This window comes from Streptomyces sp. NRRL F-5727 (genome assembly GCF_000719555.1).
Lineage (GTDB): Bacteria > Actinomycetota > Actinomycetes > Streptomycetales > Streptomycetaceae > Streptomyces.
Genome location: NZ_JOGX01000037.1, coordinates 1 through 18,510, shown reverse-complemented (window position 1 = coordinate 18,510; position 18,510 = coordinate 1). Strand labels below are relative to the sequence as shown.

Below are 18,510 nucleotides of genomic sequence, written 5' to 3'. Positions count from 1 at the left end.
GGGAGGGTCAGCGGGGCTGCTGGGTGGAGAGGCCGGGCGTGCTGCCGCCCTCGTCGTCGCCGCCTCCGCCGCCACCGCCGGTGAGTCCGGTGTCGGGCGGCTGGACCGTCGCCGTGTTCGTGGGTTCCCGCGTGGGTTCCCGGGTCGGCGGCGGGGTGGTGGTGGGATTCCCGGTGGGCGTGGGCGGGGGCGTGGCCGTCGTGGTGGTCGGGGCCGGCGGCGTGGTGGCGGTGGTGGCCGGCGCGGTCGTCGGCTCCTCCGTCGGCTCCTCGGTGGGCTCCTCGGTCTCGACCGGCCCGGTCGTCCAGCTCGGCTCGCCGTAGCCGCCGGTGTTCTCCTCGGTCTCCAGCTCGAACCGCGCGTCGGAGCCCCCGTCGAGGGCGCGCTCGGTGTACTCGCCCCAGATCAGGGCGGGGGTGCGGCCGCCGTTGGCGCGGCCCGGGTTGATGGCGTCGGTGAGGGTGACCTGCTCGGCGATCTTGCCGGAGGTGTCCTCGCCGAACAGGGCGACGGCGGTGACCAGTTCGGGGGTGTAGCCGACGAACCAGGCGGAGCGGTTGTTCTCGGAGGTGCCGGTCTTGCCGGCGGCCTGGTAGTCGCCGGCGGCGCGGAAGCCGGAGCCGTTGGTGACGACGCCGGTCATGGCCTGGGTGACGGTGTCGGCGGCCCGGCGGCTGATGACCTGCTCGCCGGTCTGCTTGACCACGTCGACCTTGCGGTCGCTGTGCTGGGCGCTCTTCACGAGCGCGGGGTTGACCTTCTTGCCGTGGTTGTCGAGGGTCGCGTAGGCGCCGGCCATGTCGAGGGTGGAGGCGCCCATGGTGCCGAGCGACATGGCGGGGGTGGCGCCGAAGTCCTGGCCGTCCTTCATGCCGAGGGCGAGGGCGGTCTTCTTGGTCTTCTCCGGGCCGACGTCGACGATCATCTGGGCGTAGACCGAGTTGATCGAGCTGTTGGTGGCCTTCTGGACGGTGACGGGGCCGTACGAGCGGTCGTCCTCGTTCTCCGGGGCGAAGGGGATCTCGCTGCCGACGACCGGGCGCTTGCTGGTGCCGTCGTAGACGGTGTGCAGCCCTATCTCGCGCCCGTCCTGGGTCTCGGCCCCGTTGTCGATGGCGGAGGCGAGGACGATCGGCTTGAAGGTGGAGGCGGGCTGGTAGTCGCGCCGGGTGGCGTTGGACATCCAGTGCTCGGTGGCGCCGACGCCGCCGTACATCGCGACGACCGCGCCGGTCTTCGGGTCGACGGAGGTGGCGCCGGCCTGCACGGTGGCGGCCTTCTTGTCGCCCTTGCGGTCGATCTTGTCCTCGAGCTGCTTGTCGACGGCGGCGACGAGGTCCTTCTGCTTCTGCCGGTCGATGTTGAGCGTGATGGTCCAGCCGCCGGCCTTGATGTCCTCCTCGCTGACGCCCTGGCGCATCAGCTCCTGGTTGGCGGCCTCGACGATGTAGCCGGTCTGGCCCTCCATGCCGGGGAGCGGCCTGGGCTCGCGCGGGACGGGGAACTTCAGGCCGGCGCGCTCGGCGGCGGGCAGCCAGCCCATCTCGACCATGTTGTCGAGGACGTAGTTCCAGCGGTCCTCGACGAGCTTGCGGCCGGTGGCGCTGGCGGAGGTCCAGTCGTACTGGTTGGGGGCCTGGAGCAGCGAGGCGAGGTAGGCGCCCTGGGCGGTGGTGAGCCTGGCCGCGTCGGTGCCGTAGTACGAGCGGGCGGCGGCCTGGATGCCGTAGGCGGAGCGGCCGTAGTAGCTGGTGTTGATGTAGCCGGCGAGGATCTCGTTCTTGGTCATCTCCTCGTCGACCTTGACGGCGATGACCATCTCCTTGAGCTTGCGGGTCGCCGTCTGGTCCTGGCTCAGGTAGAAGTTCTTGACGTACTGCTGGGTGATCGTCGAGCCGCCCTGCTTGCCCTTGCCGGTGAGGGTGTTCCAGGCGGCGCGGGTGGTGCCCTTGATGTCGACGCCGTTGTCCTTGTAGAAGGTCTTGTTCTCGGCGGCGACGAAGGCGTGCTGGACGGGGAGCGGGATCTTGTCCAGGCCGACGATCTCGCGGTTGATCTCGCCGGTGCGGGCGAGGATCGTGCCGTCGGCGTACTTGTAGATGTTGCTCTGCATGGTCGCCTCGGCGTTGGCCGTGGGCACGGGGACCAGCAGGTAGACGGTGTAGAGGCCGCCGACACCGATCAGGCCGAGCAGGAGGAAGGTGCCCAGGACCTTCTTCCAGGTGAAGAGGCGGCGTATGCCCCGTTTCTTCGCCTTCTTGTCCGGTCGGCCCATGTGTCGTGTCGCTCCGCTCGTCGTGTGTCCCGCCGCCCCTGGCCCGGCGAACCCGCCGGATCAGCTCAGCAAGCTAACACCGACAGTGCGGACATAGGGCAACCGATCACGCCTTTTCAGGACGTGAGAATCAGCACCCACCCCCAGGGGAACCGACGTCCGGGCGGACGTGATGGTTGCGTGAAGGACCGGTTCCGTTTTCGTGCGCCCTCCCTCGCGGCCCCCTCCACCTGGCTATACACCCCGCGTATACACCCCGTGTACAGTGACCGCCATGTCCATCGGTCACACCCTTCTCGGACTCCTCGAAACGGGCCCGCGCCACGGCTACGACCTCAAGCGCGCCTTCGACGAGCGGTTCGGCCACGACCGGCCGCTCCACTACGGCCAGGTCTACTCGACGATGTCCCGCCTCCTGAAGAACGGCCTCGTCGTCGTCGAGGGCGTCGAGCCCGGCGGCGGCCCCGAGCGCAAGCGGTACGCGATCACCGACGCCGGCGTCACCGACGTCGCCCGGTGGCTCGCGACCCCCGAGAAGCCGGAGCCGTACCTCCAGTCCACGCTCTACACCAAGGTCGCCCTCGCCCTGATGACCGGCCGCGGGGCCGCCGAACTCCTCGACACCCAGCGCGCCGAGCACCTGCGCCTGATGCGCGAGCTCACCCGCCGCAAGAAGGACGGCGACCTCGCCGACCAGCTCATCTGCGACCACGCCCTCTTCCATCTGGAGGCCGACCTGCGCTGGCTGGAACTGACCGCCGCCCGCCTGGACCGGCTCGCCGAGGAGGTACGCCGATGACCCTCCTCCGTGCCGAGGGCCTCACCAAGGCGTACGGCCCCACCGCGGCGCTGTCCGGCGCCGACTTCGCCCTGCGCGCCGGCGAGGTCGTCGCCGTCATGGGCCCCTCCGGCTCCGGCAAGTCCACCCTGCTGCACTGCCTCGCCGGCATCGTCCGGCCCGACGCCGGCACCCTCACCTACGACGGACGCGACCTCACCGCCCTCTCCGACACCGCCCGCAGCGCCCTGCGCCGTACCGACTTCGGCTTCGTCTTCCAGTTCGGCCAGCTCGTCCCCGAGCTGACCTGCGCGGAGAACGTGGCCCTGCCGCTCCGGCTGAACGGGGAGAAGCGGAAGGCGGCCGAGGCCCGGGCCGTCGAATGGCTCGCCCGGCTGGAGGTCGACGACACCGCGGGCAAGCGCCCCGGCGAGATATCCGGCGGCCAGGGCCAGCGGGTCGCCGTGGCCCGCGCCCTCGTCACCTCCCCGCGGGTGATCTTCGCCGACGAACCGACCGGCGCCCTCGACTCCCTCAACGGCGAGCGGGTGATGCGGCTGCTCACCGACGCCTCCCGGGACACCGGCGCCGCCGTCGTCCTCGTCACCCACGAGGCCCGCGTCGCGGCCTGGTCCGACCGCGAGGTCGTGGTCCGCGACGGCTCCGTCCGCGACACCGAGTGGGCCGCGTGAGCCCGGGCGGCTGGGGCCGCGACCTGACCCTCGGCGCCCGCTTCGCGGTCACCGGCGGCCGCTCCGGACTGCTCCGCACGCTGCTCACCGCCGCCGGCGTCGGCTTCGGGGTGGCCCTGCTGCTGCTCGCCTCCTCGCTGCCGAACATGCTCTTCCAGCGCGAGGTCCGGGAGGCGGCCCGCGCCGCCGACGCCTCGCACGAGGTCACCGCCCCGCGCCCCGACACCTTCCTCCACTACACGCAGCACACCTCCTTCCGGGGTGAGGCGCTCACCGGCCTGCTGCTCAGGCCCGAGGGCCCGAAGGCCCCCGCGCCGCCCGGCACGACGGGGGTGCCCGCCGAGGGCGAGATGCTGGTCTCCCCCGCCCTCGCCGAACTCCTCGCCTCCCCCGGCGGCGCCCTGCTCCGGGACCGGCTCCCCTACAAGGCCGTCGGCACGATCGGACAGGCCGGGCTGATCGGCCCGAACGAACTCCGGTACGTGGCCCACGCCGGCTTCCTCACCACCGACAACCACGACGGGCGCGCCGAGCGCTACGGCTGGTCGGTGCCCGAGGAGCCGATGAACGCCTTCCTGCTCCTCCTCGTCGTCATCGCGTACGTGGTGCTGCTGCTGCCCGTCCTGGTCTTCATCGCGACCGCCGCCCGCTTCGGCGGCGAGCAGCGCGACCGCCGGCTCGCCGCGCTCCGGCTCGTCGGCGCGGACAACGCCACCACCCGGCGGGTCGCGGCCGGCGAGTCGCTGGCCGGCGCGCTGCTCGGCCTGGCCTTCGGCGCCGGACTCTTCCTGGTCGCCCGGCAGTTCGCCGGGGCCGTCGAGATCTGGGACGTCAACGCCTTCCCGGCGGACGTCGTCCCGCACACCGTGCTGGCGCTCCTCGTGCCGGCCGTGGTGCCGGTCGCCTCCGTCGTGGTGACCCTCCTCGCCCTGCGCGGGGTGGCGATCGAACCGCTGGGCGTGGTGCGGACCTCCACGCCGCGCCGCCGCCGGCTGTGGTGGCGGCTGCTGATCCTCGCCGCCGGGGCCGCGCTGCTCGCCCCGACGATCGGCGGGATCCGGATCCAGGACACCGGCATCGACACCGTCACCATCGGCGGCGGCACGATCCTCGTGCTGATCGGCCTGACCGGCCTGCTGCCGTGGCTGGTCGAGTCGTCGGTGCAGCGGCTGCGCGGCGGCCCGGTCTCCTGGCAGCTCGCCGTGCGCCGGCTCCAGCTGTCCAGCGGCACCGCCGCCCGCGCGGTCAGCGGGATCGTGGTCGCGGCGGCCGGGGCGATCGCGCTCCAGATGCTCTTCCAGGCGATGGAGCGGGACCTCACCTCGTCCACCGGACACGACACCACCAGGGCCCACCTCCAGGCGAGCCTGGACGTCCGGGACGGCGGCGAGGCCCGCCGGGCGATCGACCGGCTGACGGCCGTCGACGGCGTCACCGCCGCGATCGGCACGATCGACTCGCACGTCTTCCGGCCCGGCCCGCGGAAGCCCGGCGAGGACTTCGCGCCGCTCACCCCGATCGCCGTCGGCGACTGCGCCTCGCTCCGCGAGTTCGCCGTGCTGCCGTCCTGCGCGGACGGGGACGTCTTCGTGGTGAAGCCCAGGCCGGGCGCCACCGACGCCCCCGACGCGGAGTGGCTGGGGAAGACGGCCCGCGCCGGGGCGGAGGTCGCGCTCCGCGACCCCGGGGAGCACCAGGGCACCATGCCGCTGTGGCGGGTCCCGGCCGACACCCGGACCGTGACGGCACGCCCCGACCCGGCCGGCCTGAACCACTACGGGCTGCTCGCCACCCCGAAGGCGATCGACGCGGCCCGCCTGGAGTACCCGCGGGCCGAGGTGATGGTCCGGCTCGACCCGGCCCGCCCGGACGCCCCGGAGCTGGTGCGGAACGCGTCCCTGGCGATCGACCCGACCGCCGGCGTCCGCGGGCTGAGCGACACCGAGCAGAGCGCCCGCTTCCTCAGCGTCCGTACCGGCATCCTGGTCGGCTCGACCCTGACGATGCTGCTGGTGGCGGCCTCCCTGCTGGTCACCACCCTGGAGCAGCTGCGGGACCGCAGGCGGCTGCTCTCCTCGCTGGTCGCCTTCGGCACCCGCCGCACCACCCTGTGCTGGTCGGTGCTGTGGCAGACGGCGGTGCCGATCGCCGTCGGCCTGGCCCTCGCGGTGGCCGGCGGTCTGGGCCTCGGCTCGGTGCTGCTCGCGATGACGGAGCAGCGGGTCCACGACTGGTCGGTCTTCCTGCCGGTCGTCGGCGTCGGCGCCGGACTCATCGCGGCGGTGACGCTGCTGAGCCTGCCGCTGCTGTGGCGGCTGACGCGCGCGGACGGGCTGCGCACGGAGTAACCCGTCGGGCGGATGTACGGGGGACGGGGCGCGGGTTCCCGGCATCGGGGGGTGCCGGGAGCCCGCGCACGCGCGGTTCAGGCGCCGGCGCCGAGCACCCGTACGGGAAGCGCCGCCAGCTCCTCGCGCAGCGCCTCGGCCAGCTCCTCGAACTCGGACTGGCGGGCCGCGCCGGACCGCATCGCGAGGGCGACCCGGCGGGTGGGGGCCGGGGCGGTGAAGGAGCCGGTGCGCAGGGCGGGGTCGCGGGCGGTCTCGACGGTGACGGCGGTGCGCGGCAGCAGGGTCACGCCGAGCCCGCCGGCGACCAGCTGGACCAGGGTCGACAGGCCGGCGGCGGTGGTGGTGACCTCGGCGCCGTCCTCGCGCCCGGCCTCGCGGCACACGTCGAGGGCCTGGTCGCGCAGGCAGTGCCCCTCGTCGAGCAGCAGCAGCCGCAGCTCCCGCAGCGCCTCCCGGGGGATGTCGTCCCGTCCCGCCAGCGGGTGCCCCTCCGCGGTGACGAGCACGAAGTCCTCGTCGAAGAGGGGGAGTTCGGTGACACCGGGGACGCCGAGCGGCACGGCGAGGAGCAGCAGGTCGAGACGGCCGGCGGCGAGGCCGTCCAGGAGCGAGGAGGTCTGCTCCTCGTGGACCTGGAGGTCGAGCTCGGGGTAGCGGCGGTGGGTCAGCCGCAGCACGGCCGGCAGCAGATAGGGGGCGACGGTCGGGATGACGCCGAGGCGGAGCACCCCGGTGAAGGGGGCGCGGGCGCCCTCGGCCTCCTCCATCAGCTCGGCGACGGCGTCGAGGACGGCCCGGGCGCGGACGGCGAGCCGTTCACCGGCGGGCGAGAGCAGCACCTTGCGGGTGGTCCGCTCCAGGAGCTGGACACCGAGTGCCTCTTCGAGTGCCGAAACCGCGCCCGAGAGTGCGGGCTGGCTCATGCCGATGGCGGCGGCCGCGTCCCTGAAGTGCAGATGCTCGGCGACCGCCGCGAAGGCCCTGAGCTGGGAGAGGCTGGGCTGCTTGGCACGCGGGGGGCCGTGCTGGGGGGTGTACGGGGATGCCACTGATAACCACCTTCGATCAACACGACCCACTCTAGCTATTTCCCTGATCAATGCACTGCGTGCCATGCTGTGAGCCGTCCAACCCCTCATGGAAGCCCCCAAAAGGGACCCTTCCGTCTCGCAAGGAGAGCGTGTGCTCACTGTCGGTGACCAGTTCCCCACCTACGACCTGACCGCCTGCGTGTCGCTGGAGAGCGGCAAGGAGTTCGCGCAGATCGACCACAAGTCCTACGAGGGCAAGTGGCGCGTGGTGTTCTTCTGGCCGAAGGACTTCACCTTCGTCTGCCCGACCGAGATCGCCGCGTTCGGCAAGCTGAACGACGAGTTCGCCGACCGTGACGCCCAGATCCTCGGTGTCTCCGGCGACTCCGAGTTCGTCCACCACGCGTGGCGCAAGGACCACGCCGACCTGCGTGACCTGCCCTTCCCGATGCTCGCCGACTCGAAGCACGAGCTCATGCGCGACTGCGGCGTCGAGGGCGAGGACGGCTTCGCCCAGCGCGCCGTCTTCATCGTGGACCCGAACAACGAGATCCAGTTCACCATGGTGACCGCCGGTTCCGTGGGCCGTAACCCCAAGGAGGTCCTGCGGGTCCTCGACGCCCTGCAGACCGACGAGCTCTGCCCCTGCAACTGGAACAAGGGCGAGGACACCCTCGACGCCGGCAAGCTCCTGGCCGGTGAGTGACCATGGCGCTCGATGAGCTGAAGGCCGCCATACCGGACTTCGCCAAGGACCTGAAGCTGAACCTCGGCTCGGTCATCGGCAACAGCGACCTCCCGCAGCAGCAGCTGTGGGGCACGGTGCTGGCCTGCGCGATCGCCTCGCGCTCGCCGAAGGTGCTGAAGGAGCTGGAGCCCGAGGCCCAGGCGAACCTGAAGCCCGAGGCGTACCAGGCCGCCAAGTCCGCCGCCGCCATCATGGCGATGAACAACGTCTTCTACCGGACCCGGCACCTGCTGTCGGACCCCGAGTACGGGACGATGCGGGCCGGTCTGCGGATGAACGTCATCGGCAACCCGGGCGTCGAGAAGGTCGACTTCGAGCTCTGGTCGCTCGCCGTCTCCGCGATCAACGGCTGCGGCCAGTGCCTGGACTCGCACGAGCAGGTCCTGCGCAAGGCCGGTGTCGACCGCGAGACGATCCAGGAGGCGTTCAAGATCGCCGCGGTGATCCAGGCGGTCGCCGTCACCCTGGACGCGGAGGCCGTCCTCGCCGAGTAGTCGTCGGCGGCTGTACGAGGCAAGGGCCCCGGAGCACTCGCTCCGGGGCCCTTCCCCGTGCCCGCGGCTACTTCTTGAGCGCCGCCATCAGCGCCAGGGCGTCCTGGGTGAGCGGCACGTCGACCCCGGACAGATCGGGCGCGCCGCGCTGGACGACCTCGCCCTCCTCGGTCTCGTAGTGGGTCCGGTACACGTCGAACTCCAGGACGGCCTGCCCGTCGAGCACCCGCAGCGCCCCGCCGTCCTCGCCCGCGTCGCCGAAGAACGCCTGCTCGCCGACGCCGCCGATCGGCTCCATCAGGTCGAACCCCTTGGCCAGCGCCGCGAACTCGGGCCCCGGGTCGGTCCGCTTGTGCAGGGTGTAGGTGATGTTGACGTTCTGCTCGCGGTCGCCCGCGCCGAAGCTGGCCGTGCAGGACCGCCGCTCCAGCGCCGGATCGTCCAGGTCGGGACCGGTGCCGTCGCCGCCGCGCTCGCCCAGGACGGCGGCCATGCCCTTCAGCTCGGCCAGCGCGCACAGGTCGTCGACCGTCTTGTACCCGCCCAGGTCCACGCCGGGCTCCGTCCGCCCGGAGTACGCGTACAGTCCGGCGCCCCACACCGCCGAGGCGACCAGCGCGCCGCCGAGCGCCCACAGCCAGGGCCGGCGGCCCCGCGGCGGGCGGGGCGTCCGCTCCCGCTCCTCGGTCAGCACCTCGACGGTCGCGTAGGGGGCGCCGCCCTCCAGCTCGGGTTCGGATATCACGCCTGGCCCTTCCGGTCGCGCGAGCCGGGTGCCGGGGTCGGCGCCACCTCGAAGGCGGTCGCGCCGCGCGGCTCGGCCGCGGTGAGCAGCGCCGGTTCGTGGCTCCACGCCTTCAGGTAGCCGACGACGGTGTTGGCGACCGCGACCAGCGGGACGGCGACGACGGCGCCGCCGATGCCGGCGGTCAGTCCGCCGGCGGCGACCGCGAGGACGACGGCCAGCGGGTGGACGCGGACGGCCCGGCCGAGGATGAACGGCTGGAGGACGTGGCCCTCGATCTGCTGCACGGCGAGCACGACCACGAGCACCATCAGCGCGGTGAACACGCCGTTGGTGACGAGGGCGACCAGCACCGCGAGGGCGCCGGAGATGACCGCGCCGACGAGCGGGATGAAGGCGAAGAGGAAGATGAAGACGGCGAGCGGGACCGCCATCGGCACGTCGAGGAAGTAGAGCCCGAGGCCGATGAAGACGGCGTCGATGAGGGCGACCAGGACGGTGCCGCGCACATAGGCGGTGAGGGTGCGCCAGGCGCGCGGCCCGGCGCCGGCGACGCCGGGCCTGGCCTGCGCGGGGACGAGCTTGAGCGTCCACTCCCAGACCTTCTTCCCGTCGTAGAGCAGGAAGAGGGTGCAGAACATGGCGAGCAGGATGCCGGTCATGGTCTCGACGATCACGGTCACGCCCTGGAGTCCGGCGGAGGTGATCTCCTCGGCGTTGGCGCCGATGGTGTCGCTCAGGTTCTTGGCGATGTCGTTGATCTGGCGCTCGGTCACGTGGAAGGGGCTGTCGAGGAGCCAGCGCTTGAGCTCCTCGATGCCGTCCCTGACCCGGTCGGTGAGGTTGTCGATGTTGTCCATCACCTGCCACACCACGAACCAGCCGACCAGGGCCATCACGACGAAGCCGGAGATGGCGGTGATGGCGGTGGCGAGCCCGCGCGGCACGCCCATGCTCCGCAGCCGGGCGACGGTCGGCTGGAGCAGCGCGGTCACCAGGAGGGCGGCGACGAAGGCGAGGACGACCAGCTGGACGGAGCTGATGACCCGCATCAGCACCCAGACGGTCCCCGCGAGGACGAGCAGCCGCCAGCCGGCCTCGCCGGCGACCCGCAGCCCCCACGGGATGGCGGAGACCGGGTCGGGCCGGGCGGGGACGGCGGGCGCGTAGGCCGGCGGGGCGGGGACGGTACGCCCCTCGGCGACGGCGGCCGAACCGGCGGCGGTCGCGGCGGCGCGGCCCTCGGACGGCGCGGCGGCCGGTCGCCCGGACGGTGGCGCGGTCTCCGGAGCGGGCGTCACCGGCGGTCGCTCGTACGGCGGTCCGGCCGGCTCGGCCCGCTCGGCCTCGGCGCGCCGGGCGTGCAGTTCGCTTCCGATCCGGCTGATGCCCTCGCCCAGTCGGTTCAGCCAGCCTGGCAGTCTCGACATCTGGTCCCTCTTCCCCCCGTTCGGTCCCTGGCAACCTACACGCAGGAAGCCCCGCACCGTAGGACGGTGCGGGGCTTCCCGGGGTTGAGCGCTCGCCGGTCTAGTACCAGCGGTTGGCCTGCCAGAACGACCAGGCGCCGCAGGGGCTGCCGTACCGGCCGTTCATGTAGCTGAGGCCCCACTTGATCTGGGTGGCGGGGTTGGTCTGCCAGTCGGCGCCGGCCGAGGACATCTTGCTGCCCGGCAGCGCCTGGACGAGACCGTAGGCACCGGAGGACGGGTTGGTCGCCCGGTAGTTCCAGCCGGACTCGTGGTCCACGATGTTGCTGAAGCACTGGAACTGGGATTCCGGGATCATCTGGCGGGCGATCGCCTTGACCTCGGAGATGGAGTACGAGCCCTGGGCGGAGAAGCTCGACGCGTCGCGGACGGCCTCGCGGCTGGCGCGCTCGGCCTCCTCGCGGGCCTCCCGCTCCTCGCGCTCCTTCTTCTCCTGCTCGGCCTTCTCGTCGGCGGCCTTCTTCTTCGCCTCCGCGTCCTCCGCGGCCTTGAGGCGGGCGGCCTCCTCGGCGCTCTTGCGCGCGGTGGCGTCCGCGGCGGCGGCCTGGACGTCGGCCTGCTCCGCGAGGGAGGCGACCTGCACCTGCGCCTGCGTTCCCGCGGGGATGTCCGCGAGCAGCGTGGTGTCGGCCGCGGTGGCCTCGAAGTTGTCGTCCGAGGTGGCCTGGGCGGCGTTGCCCGTGGCAACTCCGACGACGGCGCCGACGGTGGTGACCGCAGTGGCAGACGCCACCGCGAATCCCCGGACCGAGATCCGGCTCACACGGTTTCCTTCCAGCATCGCCCGCACGGTGACCACGCGGGCGAAATCGTGCCCCTGGCGCTGGTCTTCGTCGTACCGGGTCACAGAAGACACGGGCCCGTGGTGCTGTGGGCGGCATACGGCGGCGATTGTGGAGTTGTGCGGTGCTTCGTGTGCCTCTTCGAACGGTCGAAGGTGCACGGGTGCCGTATGCGGGGCCTGACGGAAGCAAGACTCTGCCGGACGCGGACGCCGCAAGGCAATTCCGTGTTGCGTGTGAAAGCTCACACCTCGTTGGGCGCAGGTGTTTTGACGGATGTTGCGGACACGGGGGCGCCGCCCGGCTAAGCTCCTGCGCTTCGCCGGGCGGCGCCAACTCCCGTACGGGAGCGAAAGGGTACGAATCGGGCTTACAGGTGACCGTCCTCCAGCATCTCGGTGACCAGGGCCGCGATCTGGGACCGCTCCGAGCGGGTCAGCGTGACGTGCGCGAAGAGCGGATGCCCCTTCAGCTTCTCGACCACGGCGACGACTCCGTCGTACCGGCCCACCCGCAGGTTGTCCCGCTGGGCCACGTCATGGGTGAGGACCACCCGCGAATTCGCCCCGATACGGGACAGAACGGTCAACAGCACGTTCCGCTCCAGGGACTGGGCCTCGTCGACGATGACGAAGGCGTCGTGGAGCGAGCGGCCCCGGATGTGGGTGAGCGGAAGGACCTCCAGCATCCCCCGGGACAGCACCTCCTCGATCACCTCGCGCCCGGCGACCGACGACAGCGTGTCGAAGACCGCCTGCGCCCAGGGGCTCATCTTCTCCGACTCGCTGCCCGGCAGATAGCCGAGGTCCTGGCCGCCGACCGCGTACAGCGGACGGAAGACCATCACCTTCTGGTGCTGACGGCGCTCCAGGACCGCCTCCAGGCCCGCGCAGAGCGCCAGCGCCGACTTTCCGGTGCCGGCCCGGCCGCCCATCGAGATGATCCCGACCTCCGGGTCGAGGAGCAGGTCGAGCGCGATCCGCTGCTCGGCGCTGCGGCCCCGGATCCCGAACGCCTCCCGGTCACCGCGGACGAGCCGCACGTTCCCGTCGGCGCCGACCCGGCCGAGCGCCTTGCCGCGCTCCGACTGGAGCACCAGGCCGGTGTGCACGGGCAGCTCGGACGCCTCCGGCACGTACAGCCGCTCCTGGTCGTAGAGGAGGTCGATCTGCTCGGCGGAGAGGCTCAGCTCGGACATCCCGGTCCACCCGTTGGCGTCCGTGATGGCGAGTTCGGCGCGGTACTCCTCGGCGAGCAGGCCCACCGAGGACGCCTTGATGCGCAGCGGCAGGTCCTTGGAGACGACGGTGACGTCGTACCCCTCCGCCTGGAGGTTCCGCGCGACGGCGAGGATCCGGGAATCGTTGTCGCCGAGCCGGTAACCGGCCGGCAGGACACCGGGGTCGGAGTGGTTGAGCTCGACCCGCAGCGTGCCGCCGAGGTCCCCGATCGGCAGGGGGGCGTCCAGGCGGCCGTACCGGACCCGGAAGTCGTCCAGCAGGCGCAGCGCCTGACGGGCGAAGTAGCCGAGCTCGGGGTGGTGCCTCTTCGCCTCCAGCTCGGTCACCACCACGATGGGGAGCACGACCTCGTGCTCCTCGAAGCGGGACATCGCCTTGGGGTCGGCGAGCAGGACGCTGGTGTCGAGAACATAGGTGCGCCGGTCGGAAAGACGGCGCTTCGTGCTGGTCACCACGGAAGGACAGACCCCCTCTGAAGACCCGAAAAAGGCCGGGGTGCGACGGAATCACCGTTGTCGCGGCGGAATGGGACCGGGATCGGACCGCCGTGCGCGGGCCGAACACCGGCCCTCCGCTTCTCCCGTGCGTGTCCCGCACGGTCGTCCTGGTGCAAGGGGCCTCCCGGGTGGCGGTCTCCGTGCCGCTCACTTCACCAGGCTTATGCCCTCGAACGCTCCTCACCATGCCACGGCATATGACGGCGCGTTCGTGAACGTCCGGTGACTCCCCCGGGACCCCGTTCCGCGCGGAGGGGGGCGGGGCTCAGGTGCCGTAGCGCCGGTGCCGGGCGGCGTAGTCGCGCAGCGCCCGCAGGAAGTCGACCTTGCGGAAGGCCGGCCAGTGGACCTCGCAGAAGTAGTACTCGGAGTGCGCGCTCTGCCACAGCATGAAGCCGGACAGGCGCTGCTCGCCGCTGGTGCGGATCACCAGGTCCGGGTCGGGCTGCCCGCGCGTGTACAGGTGCTCCGAGATGAGGTCGATGGAGACGGTCTCGGCCAGCTCCTCGAAGCTGGTGCCGCGCTCGGCGTGGTCGAGGAGGAGCGAGCGGACCGCGTCCGCGATCTCCTGCCGGCCGCCGTAGCCGACGGCGACGTTGACCAGTATCCCGGTGTTGGTCCGGGTGGCCTCCTGGGCCTCCTTGAGGACCGTCTGGGTCCTGGCGGGCAGCAGGTCCATGGTGCCGACGTGGTGCACCCGCCAGCGGCCGTCGGCGGCCAGCGCGCGCACGGCGTTCTCGATGATGCCGAGCAGCGGGACGAGCTGCTCTTCGGGGCGGTTCAGGTTGTCCGTGGAGAGCATCCAGAGCGTGACGACCTCGACGTCCGTCTCGGCGCACCAGCCGAGGAGCTCCTGGATCTTGTCCGCGCCGGCCTTGTGTCCCTGCTCGGGCGTCCCGCCGGACGCCTTGGCCCAGCGCCGGTTGCCGTCGAGGATGACGCCGATGTGCTTGGGCACCTGGTCGTGGTCGAGACGGCCTTCCACCCGGCGTGCGTAGAGCCCGTACACCAGGTCGCGCAGGTTCACTGTTCTTTACCCCTCCATGGGCGGGCGGTTCGCAAGCCGCCACCCTACTGCGGCCGGATGAAGGGTCCCAGTCCGGGAGCGTCACAACTCCGTACGGCTCTGTCACAGGTCCGTGATAAGCAGAGATATGTGACTGAATCCCCCCTCTACCGCGCCGCCGCGGAGCGCTACGACTCCATGGAGTACCGCCGCTCGGGCCGCAGCGGGCTCAAGCTCCCCGCCGTCTCCCTCGGCCTCTGGCACAACTTCGGCGACGACCGCACGCTCGACTCGCAGCGGGCGATCCTGCGCCGCGCCTTCGACCTCGGCGTCACCCACTTCGACCTGGCGAACAACTACGGGCCGCCGCCCGGCTCGGCCGAGCTGAACTTCGGCAAGATCTTCGCCCAGGACTTCGCGCCCTACCGGGACGAGCTGATCGTCTCGACCAAGGCGGGGTACGAGATGCACCCCGGCCCGTACGGCGAGTGGGGCTCCCGCAAGTACCTGCTGTCGTCGCTCGACGCCTCCCTGGACCGGATGGGCCTCGACTACGTCGACATCTTCTACTCGCACCGCTTCGACCCGGAGACCCCGCTGGAGGAGACCATGGGGGCGCTCGCCTCCGCGGTCCGGCAGGGCAAGGCGCTGTACGTCGGCGTCTCCTCGTACAACGCGGAGCAGACCGCCGAGGCCGCGCGGCTCCTGAGGGAGATGGGTGTCCCGGCCCTGATCCACCAGCCCTCGTACTCGATGATCAACCGCTGGATCGAGGACGACCGCCTGCTCGACACCCTGGAGACGGCCGGCATGGGCTGCATCTCCTTCGTGCCGCTGGCCCAGGGGCTGCTCACCGGCAAGTACCTGAAGGGCATCCCGGAGGGCTCCCGCGCCACCCAGGGCAAGTCCCTCGACCCGAACCTGCTCTCCGACGAGGTGCTGCGCCGGCTGCGCGGCCTCGCGGACATCGCCGAGCGGCGCGGGCAGTCGCTGGCCCAGCTGGCGCTGAAGTGGGTGCTGCGCGACCCGCGGATGACCTCGGCCCTGATCGGCGCGTCGAGCGTCGCGCAGCTGGAGGAGAACGTGGCGGCGCTGGCCTCCGCGCCGCTCACGGACGCGGAGCTGAAGGAGATCGACTCCTTCGCCGTCGACACCGAGGGCACCAACATCTGGGCCGGCCGGGGCTGACGCTCCCTCGATCTCCCTCCGTCGTCCCGGGCCCGGGACGACGGGGGGAAAGAAAAACGGGCCGGTCCGTGGGGGGGATACGGACCGGCCCGAGGGGGGGGTTCCACCATAACCCTTCGTAAGTCGGGTCGCGCGCCACGTGCGCCGAACGAAGCGGCCGGATTTCCCCGGATCCCAAGCGCCCCAAGGGCTCCGGGCCCCTGTGGCGGGTTTGCGCCCCGGCGTGGCGGCGGAGTTCCGTCCCTCCGACGGGGGAACACCCGGCATTGACGACCGGCCTGGTGGACGCGGGTGGCGTGGCGCTCCGCGACGACCCGGTGGCGCTGCGGAGCCACGCCCTCCGCAGGGGTCAGGGCAGTGCCGTGAAGGCGCCGAGGGCGAGCCCGAGGAGAGCGCCGGAGAGCATGAAGGGGCCGAAGGGGATCGCGGAGGAGCGGCCCGCGCGGCCGAGGAGGACGCGCCCGAAGCCGTATCCCGCGCCCAGCAGGAAGCCGAGGAAGGCGCCGGTGAAGAGCACGCCCCAGCCGTACCAGCCGAGGGCGGCGCCGAGCGGCAGGGCGAGCTTCACGTCGCCGAAGCCGAGGCCCTGCGGGTTGATGAGGTGCAGCGCGAGATAGCCGCCGCCGAGCGCGGCCGCGCCGAGCAGGGTGTGGGTCCAGGACCCGGCGTCGTACGGGAGGAGTTCGGCGGCCCCGAGCAGCAGCGGCACGGCGACCGCGAGCGGCAGGGTCAGGCCGTCCGGCAGCCGCTGCACCCGGACGTCGACACAGCCCAGCAGGACGCCGAAGGGCGCGGCGAGCAGCCAGACGGCGAGCTCCGGCCGGGGCCCGCCGGTGGCGGCGGCGAGCAGCGCGCAGACCAGCGCGGTCAGCAGCGGCACCGCGAGCGGCGCGGGCGTCGTCGCGCACCCGGCCCGCCCGGGCCCGCCCAGCCAGCCACGGGCCGGACCGGCGAGCCGGTGCCCCGCGGGGCACAGCTCCCGCCACGGCTCCTCGGGCTCCACGGAGAGCCGGTACGCGGCCCGCGGCACGAGCAGCCCGACGGCGGCGCCCCACAGGGCGGCGAGAACGATCAGCGACGGGTACACGGCCCGACCCTAGGTCTAAGGTCGGGCGCATGGGGCGGAGTTGGCAGGACGGGACGGGGACGCTGGCGGTGCCGGGGGGCGCGGCGGTGCCGCTGGAGATCGCGGCCTCGTACCGGGCGCGGCGGCGGGGGCTGCTGGGCCGGGACGGGATCGCCGGGGCGATGCTCCTGACCCCCGCGAGCAGCGTGCACACCTTCGGCATGGGCTTCCCGATCGACGTCGCCCACCTGGACCGGGAGCTGCGGGTGCTCGCCGTGGTCACCATGCGCCCGGGCCGGCTCGGGGCGCTCCGGCTCCGCGCCCGGCACGTGCTGGAGGCGGAGGCGGGCGCGATGGCGGGCTGGGGGCTGCGGGCGGGCGTCCGGGTGACGGTGACGACCGGCCCGACACCCGGTCAGGGCGGCCCGACACCCGGTCAGGGCGGCCCGACACCCGGTCAGGGCGGCCCGACTCCAGGTCAGGGCGGCCCGGAGCCCGGTCAGGGTGGCCCGACACCCGGTCGGGGCGGCCCGGAGCCCAGCAGCGAGCAGGCCCCGTAGCCGGCGGAGGCCAGGGCGAGCACGGCGTCCCTGCTCCAGGACCGGAAGCAGCGGGAAGAACGCCCGAGAGAAGCGCTGGTCAGCCCTGGGGCCTCATGCGGCCGAAGCGGGCGGTCATGATCGGGCCGAGCTGGCCGACGATGGCGTGGCCCGGTTCGTGGGGGGACGGGAGGTCGCCGAGGAAGGAGGTCACGATCACCTCGTCGACGGCGGTGTCGCCGCGCCGGATCTGCTCCTCCAGGAAGTCGAGGGTGCGGCGCCAGTCCGGCTCCGGCTCCTCCGCCAGGAAGGAGCGGACGGTGCCCTGGACGACGTCCCAGAAGAAGACGTGCGGCAGGACCCCGCCCTGCCGGAAGACATGGCTCTCGTACGCGGCCCGGAACGCCGGGACGTGGGCGAGCAGGTCGTGGACGAGCTGCTCGCCGGTCGTCGGAGGAGCGTCGGTCTGAGGTCTGGTGTGCTGCTGCATCGGCGGCCCTGCCCCGGTGGCGTTGTGGTGTTTCCGTCCAGAATGCTCCTCCCCCGGAACCCTGTCCCGACACTTTTACGGTTTCCTGGGGACAACTTTCGCCGGGTTTTCCACAGGGGGTGCGAAGTGTCGTACATCCGTGGATCGTTGGGCGTATGTACGAGTTGTCGATCCTCGCCCGGGGCGGGGTGCTCCTCACCGTCCGGGCCCTCGCGGCGGGCTGGCCGCCGGGCCGGCTCGCAGCGCGCCTGCGGCGGGACGGCTGGCAGCGGATCTGCCGGGGAGCGTGGGCGGCGCCGGGCAAGGAGACGGACTGGCGGGTCCGGGAGACCGCGCTCCAACTGCTGGGCCCGCGGCGGGTCTGCCGGTACGGCACAGCGGCCCGGCTGCACCGGATCGAGCTTCTGGCGGGGGTGCCGGTCCCGCCCGGTTCGCGGGCCTCGCTGCCGCCGGAGGACGTCTGCCTGCGCCGGGGCCTGCGCGTCACGACGGCCGCGCGGACGGTCGCGGACCTGATACGGGCGTCCGCGAGCAGGGAGGAGGCCGTGGTGGCGGCGGACTCGGCGCTCTCCGCGCGGATGGTGGAGGGCGTACGGAGAGGGCCGCTGGTCCGGTACGAGGAGCTGGCCGCCCAGCTGTCCGTCCGCCGCCCGGGGGCGCCGCGCGCCCGCGCCTGGCTCGCGCTGACGAACCCGGCGGCGGGATCGCCCGCGGAGACGGTGGCCCGGCTGAGGATGGCCGACGCGTCCCTCCACCCCGAGTGCCAGCCGTCGCTGCGGACGCCCGCGGGCCGCCCGCTCCACCCGGACTTCCTCTTCCGGGACGCCGGACTCGCCGTGGAGGTCGAGGGCTTCGCGTACCACGGCACCCGGCGCGCCCACGAGCGTGACATCGCCCGCTTCAACGCGCTCCAGTCCTGCCCCGAGATCCGCCGGGTCCTCCGCTTCACCGCCCGCGAGGTCTTCGCACACCCCGACCGGATGACCGCCGACATCCGCGCGGCACTGGCGGAGCTCGCACGCTGAGCGCGGGGCGGGGCGGGGCGGGGGCGGGAGGCGGCGCGGGGGGCGGTTGCGGCGGGCGGGTTCGGGCGGCGC

Annotated in this window: 16 protein-coding genes and 1 pseudogene; 8 read left to right on the top strand and 9 right to left on the bottom strand. The window is 72.6% G+C overall.

Annotation, left to right across the window (positions count from 1 at the left end; genetic code table 11):
- Nucleotides 1-7: 7 nt before the first annotated feature.
- Nucleotides 8-2,275 carry a transglycosylase domain-containing protein gene (locus tag IF73_RS0123465; RefSeq protein WP_051717193.1) on the bottom strand — a complete coding sequence of 756 codons (2,268 nt, stop codon included), beginning with the start codon at nt 2,273-2,275 and terminating at the stop codon, nt 8-10.
- 274 nt (nt 2,276-2,549) lie between these two features.
- On the opposite strand from IF73_RS0123465, the gene IF73_RS0123460 reads away from it, so the two are divergent.
- From IF73_RS0123460 to IF73_RS0123450, 3 genes are read left to right on the top strand one after another with little or no spacing between them, the layout of a single operon-like run.
- Nucleotides 2,550-3,074, top strand: a complete 525-nt coding sequence (locus IF73_RS0123460) for a PadR family transcriptional regulator (RefSeq protein ID WP_031011308.1) — start codon at nt 2,550-2,552, stop codon at nt 3,072-3,074.
- Complete coding sequence (locus IF73_RS0123455; protein WP_031011306.1) at nt 3,071-3,745, top strand: ABC transporter ATP-binding protein; 675 nt, start codon at nt 3,071-3,073, stop codon at nt 3,743-3,745. Before IF73_RS0123460 ends, IF73_RS0123455 begins: the two co-directional genes overlap by 4 nt.
- Nucleotides 3,733-6,093: an FtsX-like permease family protein gene (locus IF73_RS0123450; RefSeq protein ID WP_031011304.1), complete on the top strand. Its 2,361-nt coding sequence runs from the start codon at nt 3,733-3,735 to the stop codon at nt 6,091-6,093. Before IF73_RS0123455 ends, IF73_RS0123450 begins: the two co-directional genes overlap by 13 nt.
- Nucleotides 6,094-6,170: 77 nt before the next feature.
- Here IF73_RS0123450 and IF73_RS0123445 read toward each other — a convergent pair whose 3' ends face one another.
- A complete protein-coding gene (locus tag IF73_RS0123445; RefSeq protein WP_051717191.1) occupies nt 6,171-7,145 on the bottom strand; it encodes a LysR substrate-binding domain-containing protein in 975 nt (324 codons plus the stop codon).
- 133 nt (nt 7,146-7,278) lie between these two features.
- Here IF73_RS0123445 and IF73_RS0123440 point away from each other — a divergent pair, with 133 nt between their 5' ends.
- Nucleotides 7,279-7,833, top strand: coding sequence for a peroxiredoxin (locus tag IF73_RS0123440; protein WP_031011300.1), 555 nt, complete (start codon nt 7,279-7,281; stop codon nt 7,831-7,833).
- A 2-nt stretch (nt 7,834-7,835) separates the two neighbouring features.
- Nucleotides 7,836-8,369, top strand: coding sequence for an alkyl hydroperoxide reductase (locus IF73_RS0123435; RefSeq protein ID WP_031011298.1), 534 nt, complete (start codon nt 7,836-7,838; stop codon nt 8,367-8,369).
- A 67-nt stretch (nt 8,370-8,436) separates the two neighbouring features.
- Here IF73_RS0123435 and IF73_RS0123430 read toward each other — a convergent pair whose 3' ends face one another.
- From IF73_RS0123430 to IF73_RS0123410, 5 genes are all read right to left on the bottom strand, one after another.
- Nucleotides 8,437-9,114 carry a hypothetical protein gene (locus IF73_RS0123430; RefSeq protein ID WP_031011296.1) on the bottom strand — a complete coding sequence of 226 codons (678 nt, stop codon included), beginning with the start codon at nt 9,112-9,114 and terminating at the stop codon, nt 8,437-8,439.
- Nucleotides 9,111-10,544, bottom strand: coding sequence for an AI-2E family transporter (locus IF73_RS0123425; RefSeq protein ID WP_031011295.1), 1,434 nt, complete (start codon nt 10,542-10,544; stop codon nt 9,111-9,113). Before IF73_RS0123425 ends, IF73_RS0123430 begins: the two co-directional genes overlap by 4 nt.
- Before the next feature lie 100 nt (nt 10,545-10,644).
- On the bottom strand, nt 10,645-11,367 hold the full coding sequence (locus IF73_RS0123420) for a transglycosylase SLT domain-containing protein (RefSeq protein ID WP_031011294.1): 723 nt from the start codon (nt 11,365-11,367) through the stop codon (nt 10,645-10,647).
- A gap of 389 nt (nt 11,368-11,756) precedes the next feature.
- Nucleotides 11,757-13,082 carry a PhoH family protein gene (locus tag IF73_RS0123415; RefSeq protein WP_031011293.1) on the bottom strand — a complete coding sequence of 442 codons (1,326 nt, stop codon included), beginning with the start codon at nt 13,080-13,082 and terminating at the stop codon, nt 11,757-11,759.
- A gap of 307 nt (nt 13,083-13,389) precedes the next feature.
- A complete protein-coding gene (locus IF73_RS0123410) occupies nt 13,390-14,151 on the bottom strand; it encodes an isoprenyl transferase (protein ID WP_031011292.1) in 762 nt (253 codons plus the stop codon).
- 129 nt (nt 14,152-14,280) lie between these two features.
- On the opposite strand from IF73_RS0123410, the gene mgrA reads away from it, so the two are divergent.
- Nucleotides 14,281-15,318 (top strand): L-glyceraldehyde 3-phosphate reductase, encoded by a 1,038-nt coding sequence (gene mgrA, locus IF73_RS0123405; protein ID WP_031011291.1) that lies wholly within the window; start codon nt 14,281-14,283, stop codon nt 15,316-15,318.
- A gap of 349 nt (nt 15,319-15,667) precedes the next feature.
- Here mgrA and IF73_RS0123400 read toward each other — a convergent pair whose 3' ends face one another.
- Nucleotides 15,668-16,405, bottom strand: a complete 738-nt coding sequence (locus IF73_RS0123400; RefSeq protein ID WP_031011290.1) for a prepilin peptidase — start codon at nt 16,403-16,405, stop codon at nt 15,668-15,670.
- A 29-nt stretch (nt 16,406-16,434) separates the two neighbouring features.
- Here IF73_RS0123400 and IF73_RS0123395 point away from each other — a divergent pair.
- Nucleotides 16,435-16,791 (top strand): annotated as a pseudogene (locus tag IF73_RS0123395) (DUF192 domain-containing protein); the annotation flags it as partial.
- Between the two features lie 232 nt (nt 16,792-17,023).
- On the opposite strand, the gene IF73_RS0123390 reads toward IF73_RS0123395, so the two are convergent.
- Nucleotides 17,024-17,413 (bottom strand): DUF7674 family protein, encoded by a 390-nt coding sequence (locus tag IF73_RS0123390; protein ID WP_051717190.1) that lies wholly within the window; start codon nt 17,411-17,413, stop codon nt 17,024-17,026.
- A gap of 155 nt (nt 17,414-17,568) precedes the next feature.
- On the opposite strand from IF73_RS0123390, the gene IF73_RS0123385 reads away from it, so the two are divergent.
- Nucleotides 17,569-18,438, top strand: a complete 870-nt coding sequence (locus IF73_RS0123385; protein WP_031011287.1) for an endonuclease domain-containing protein — start codon at nt 17,569-17,571, stop codon at nt 18,436-18,438.
- The last annotated feature ends 72 nt before the right edge of the window (nt 18,439-18,510 follow it).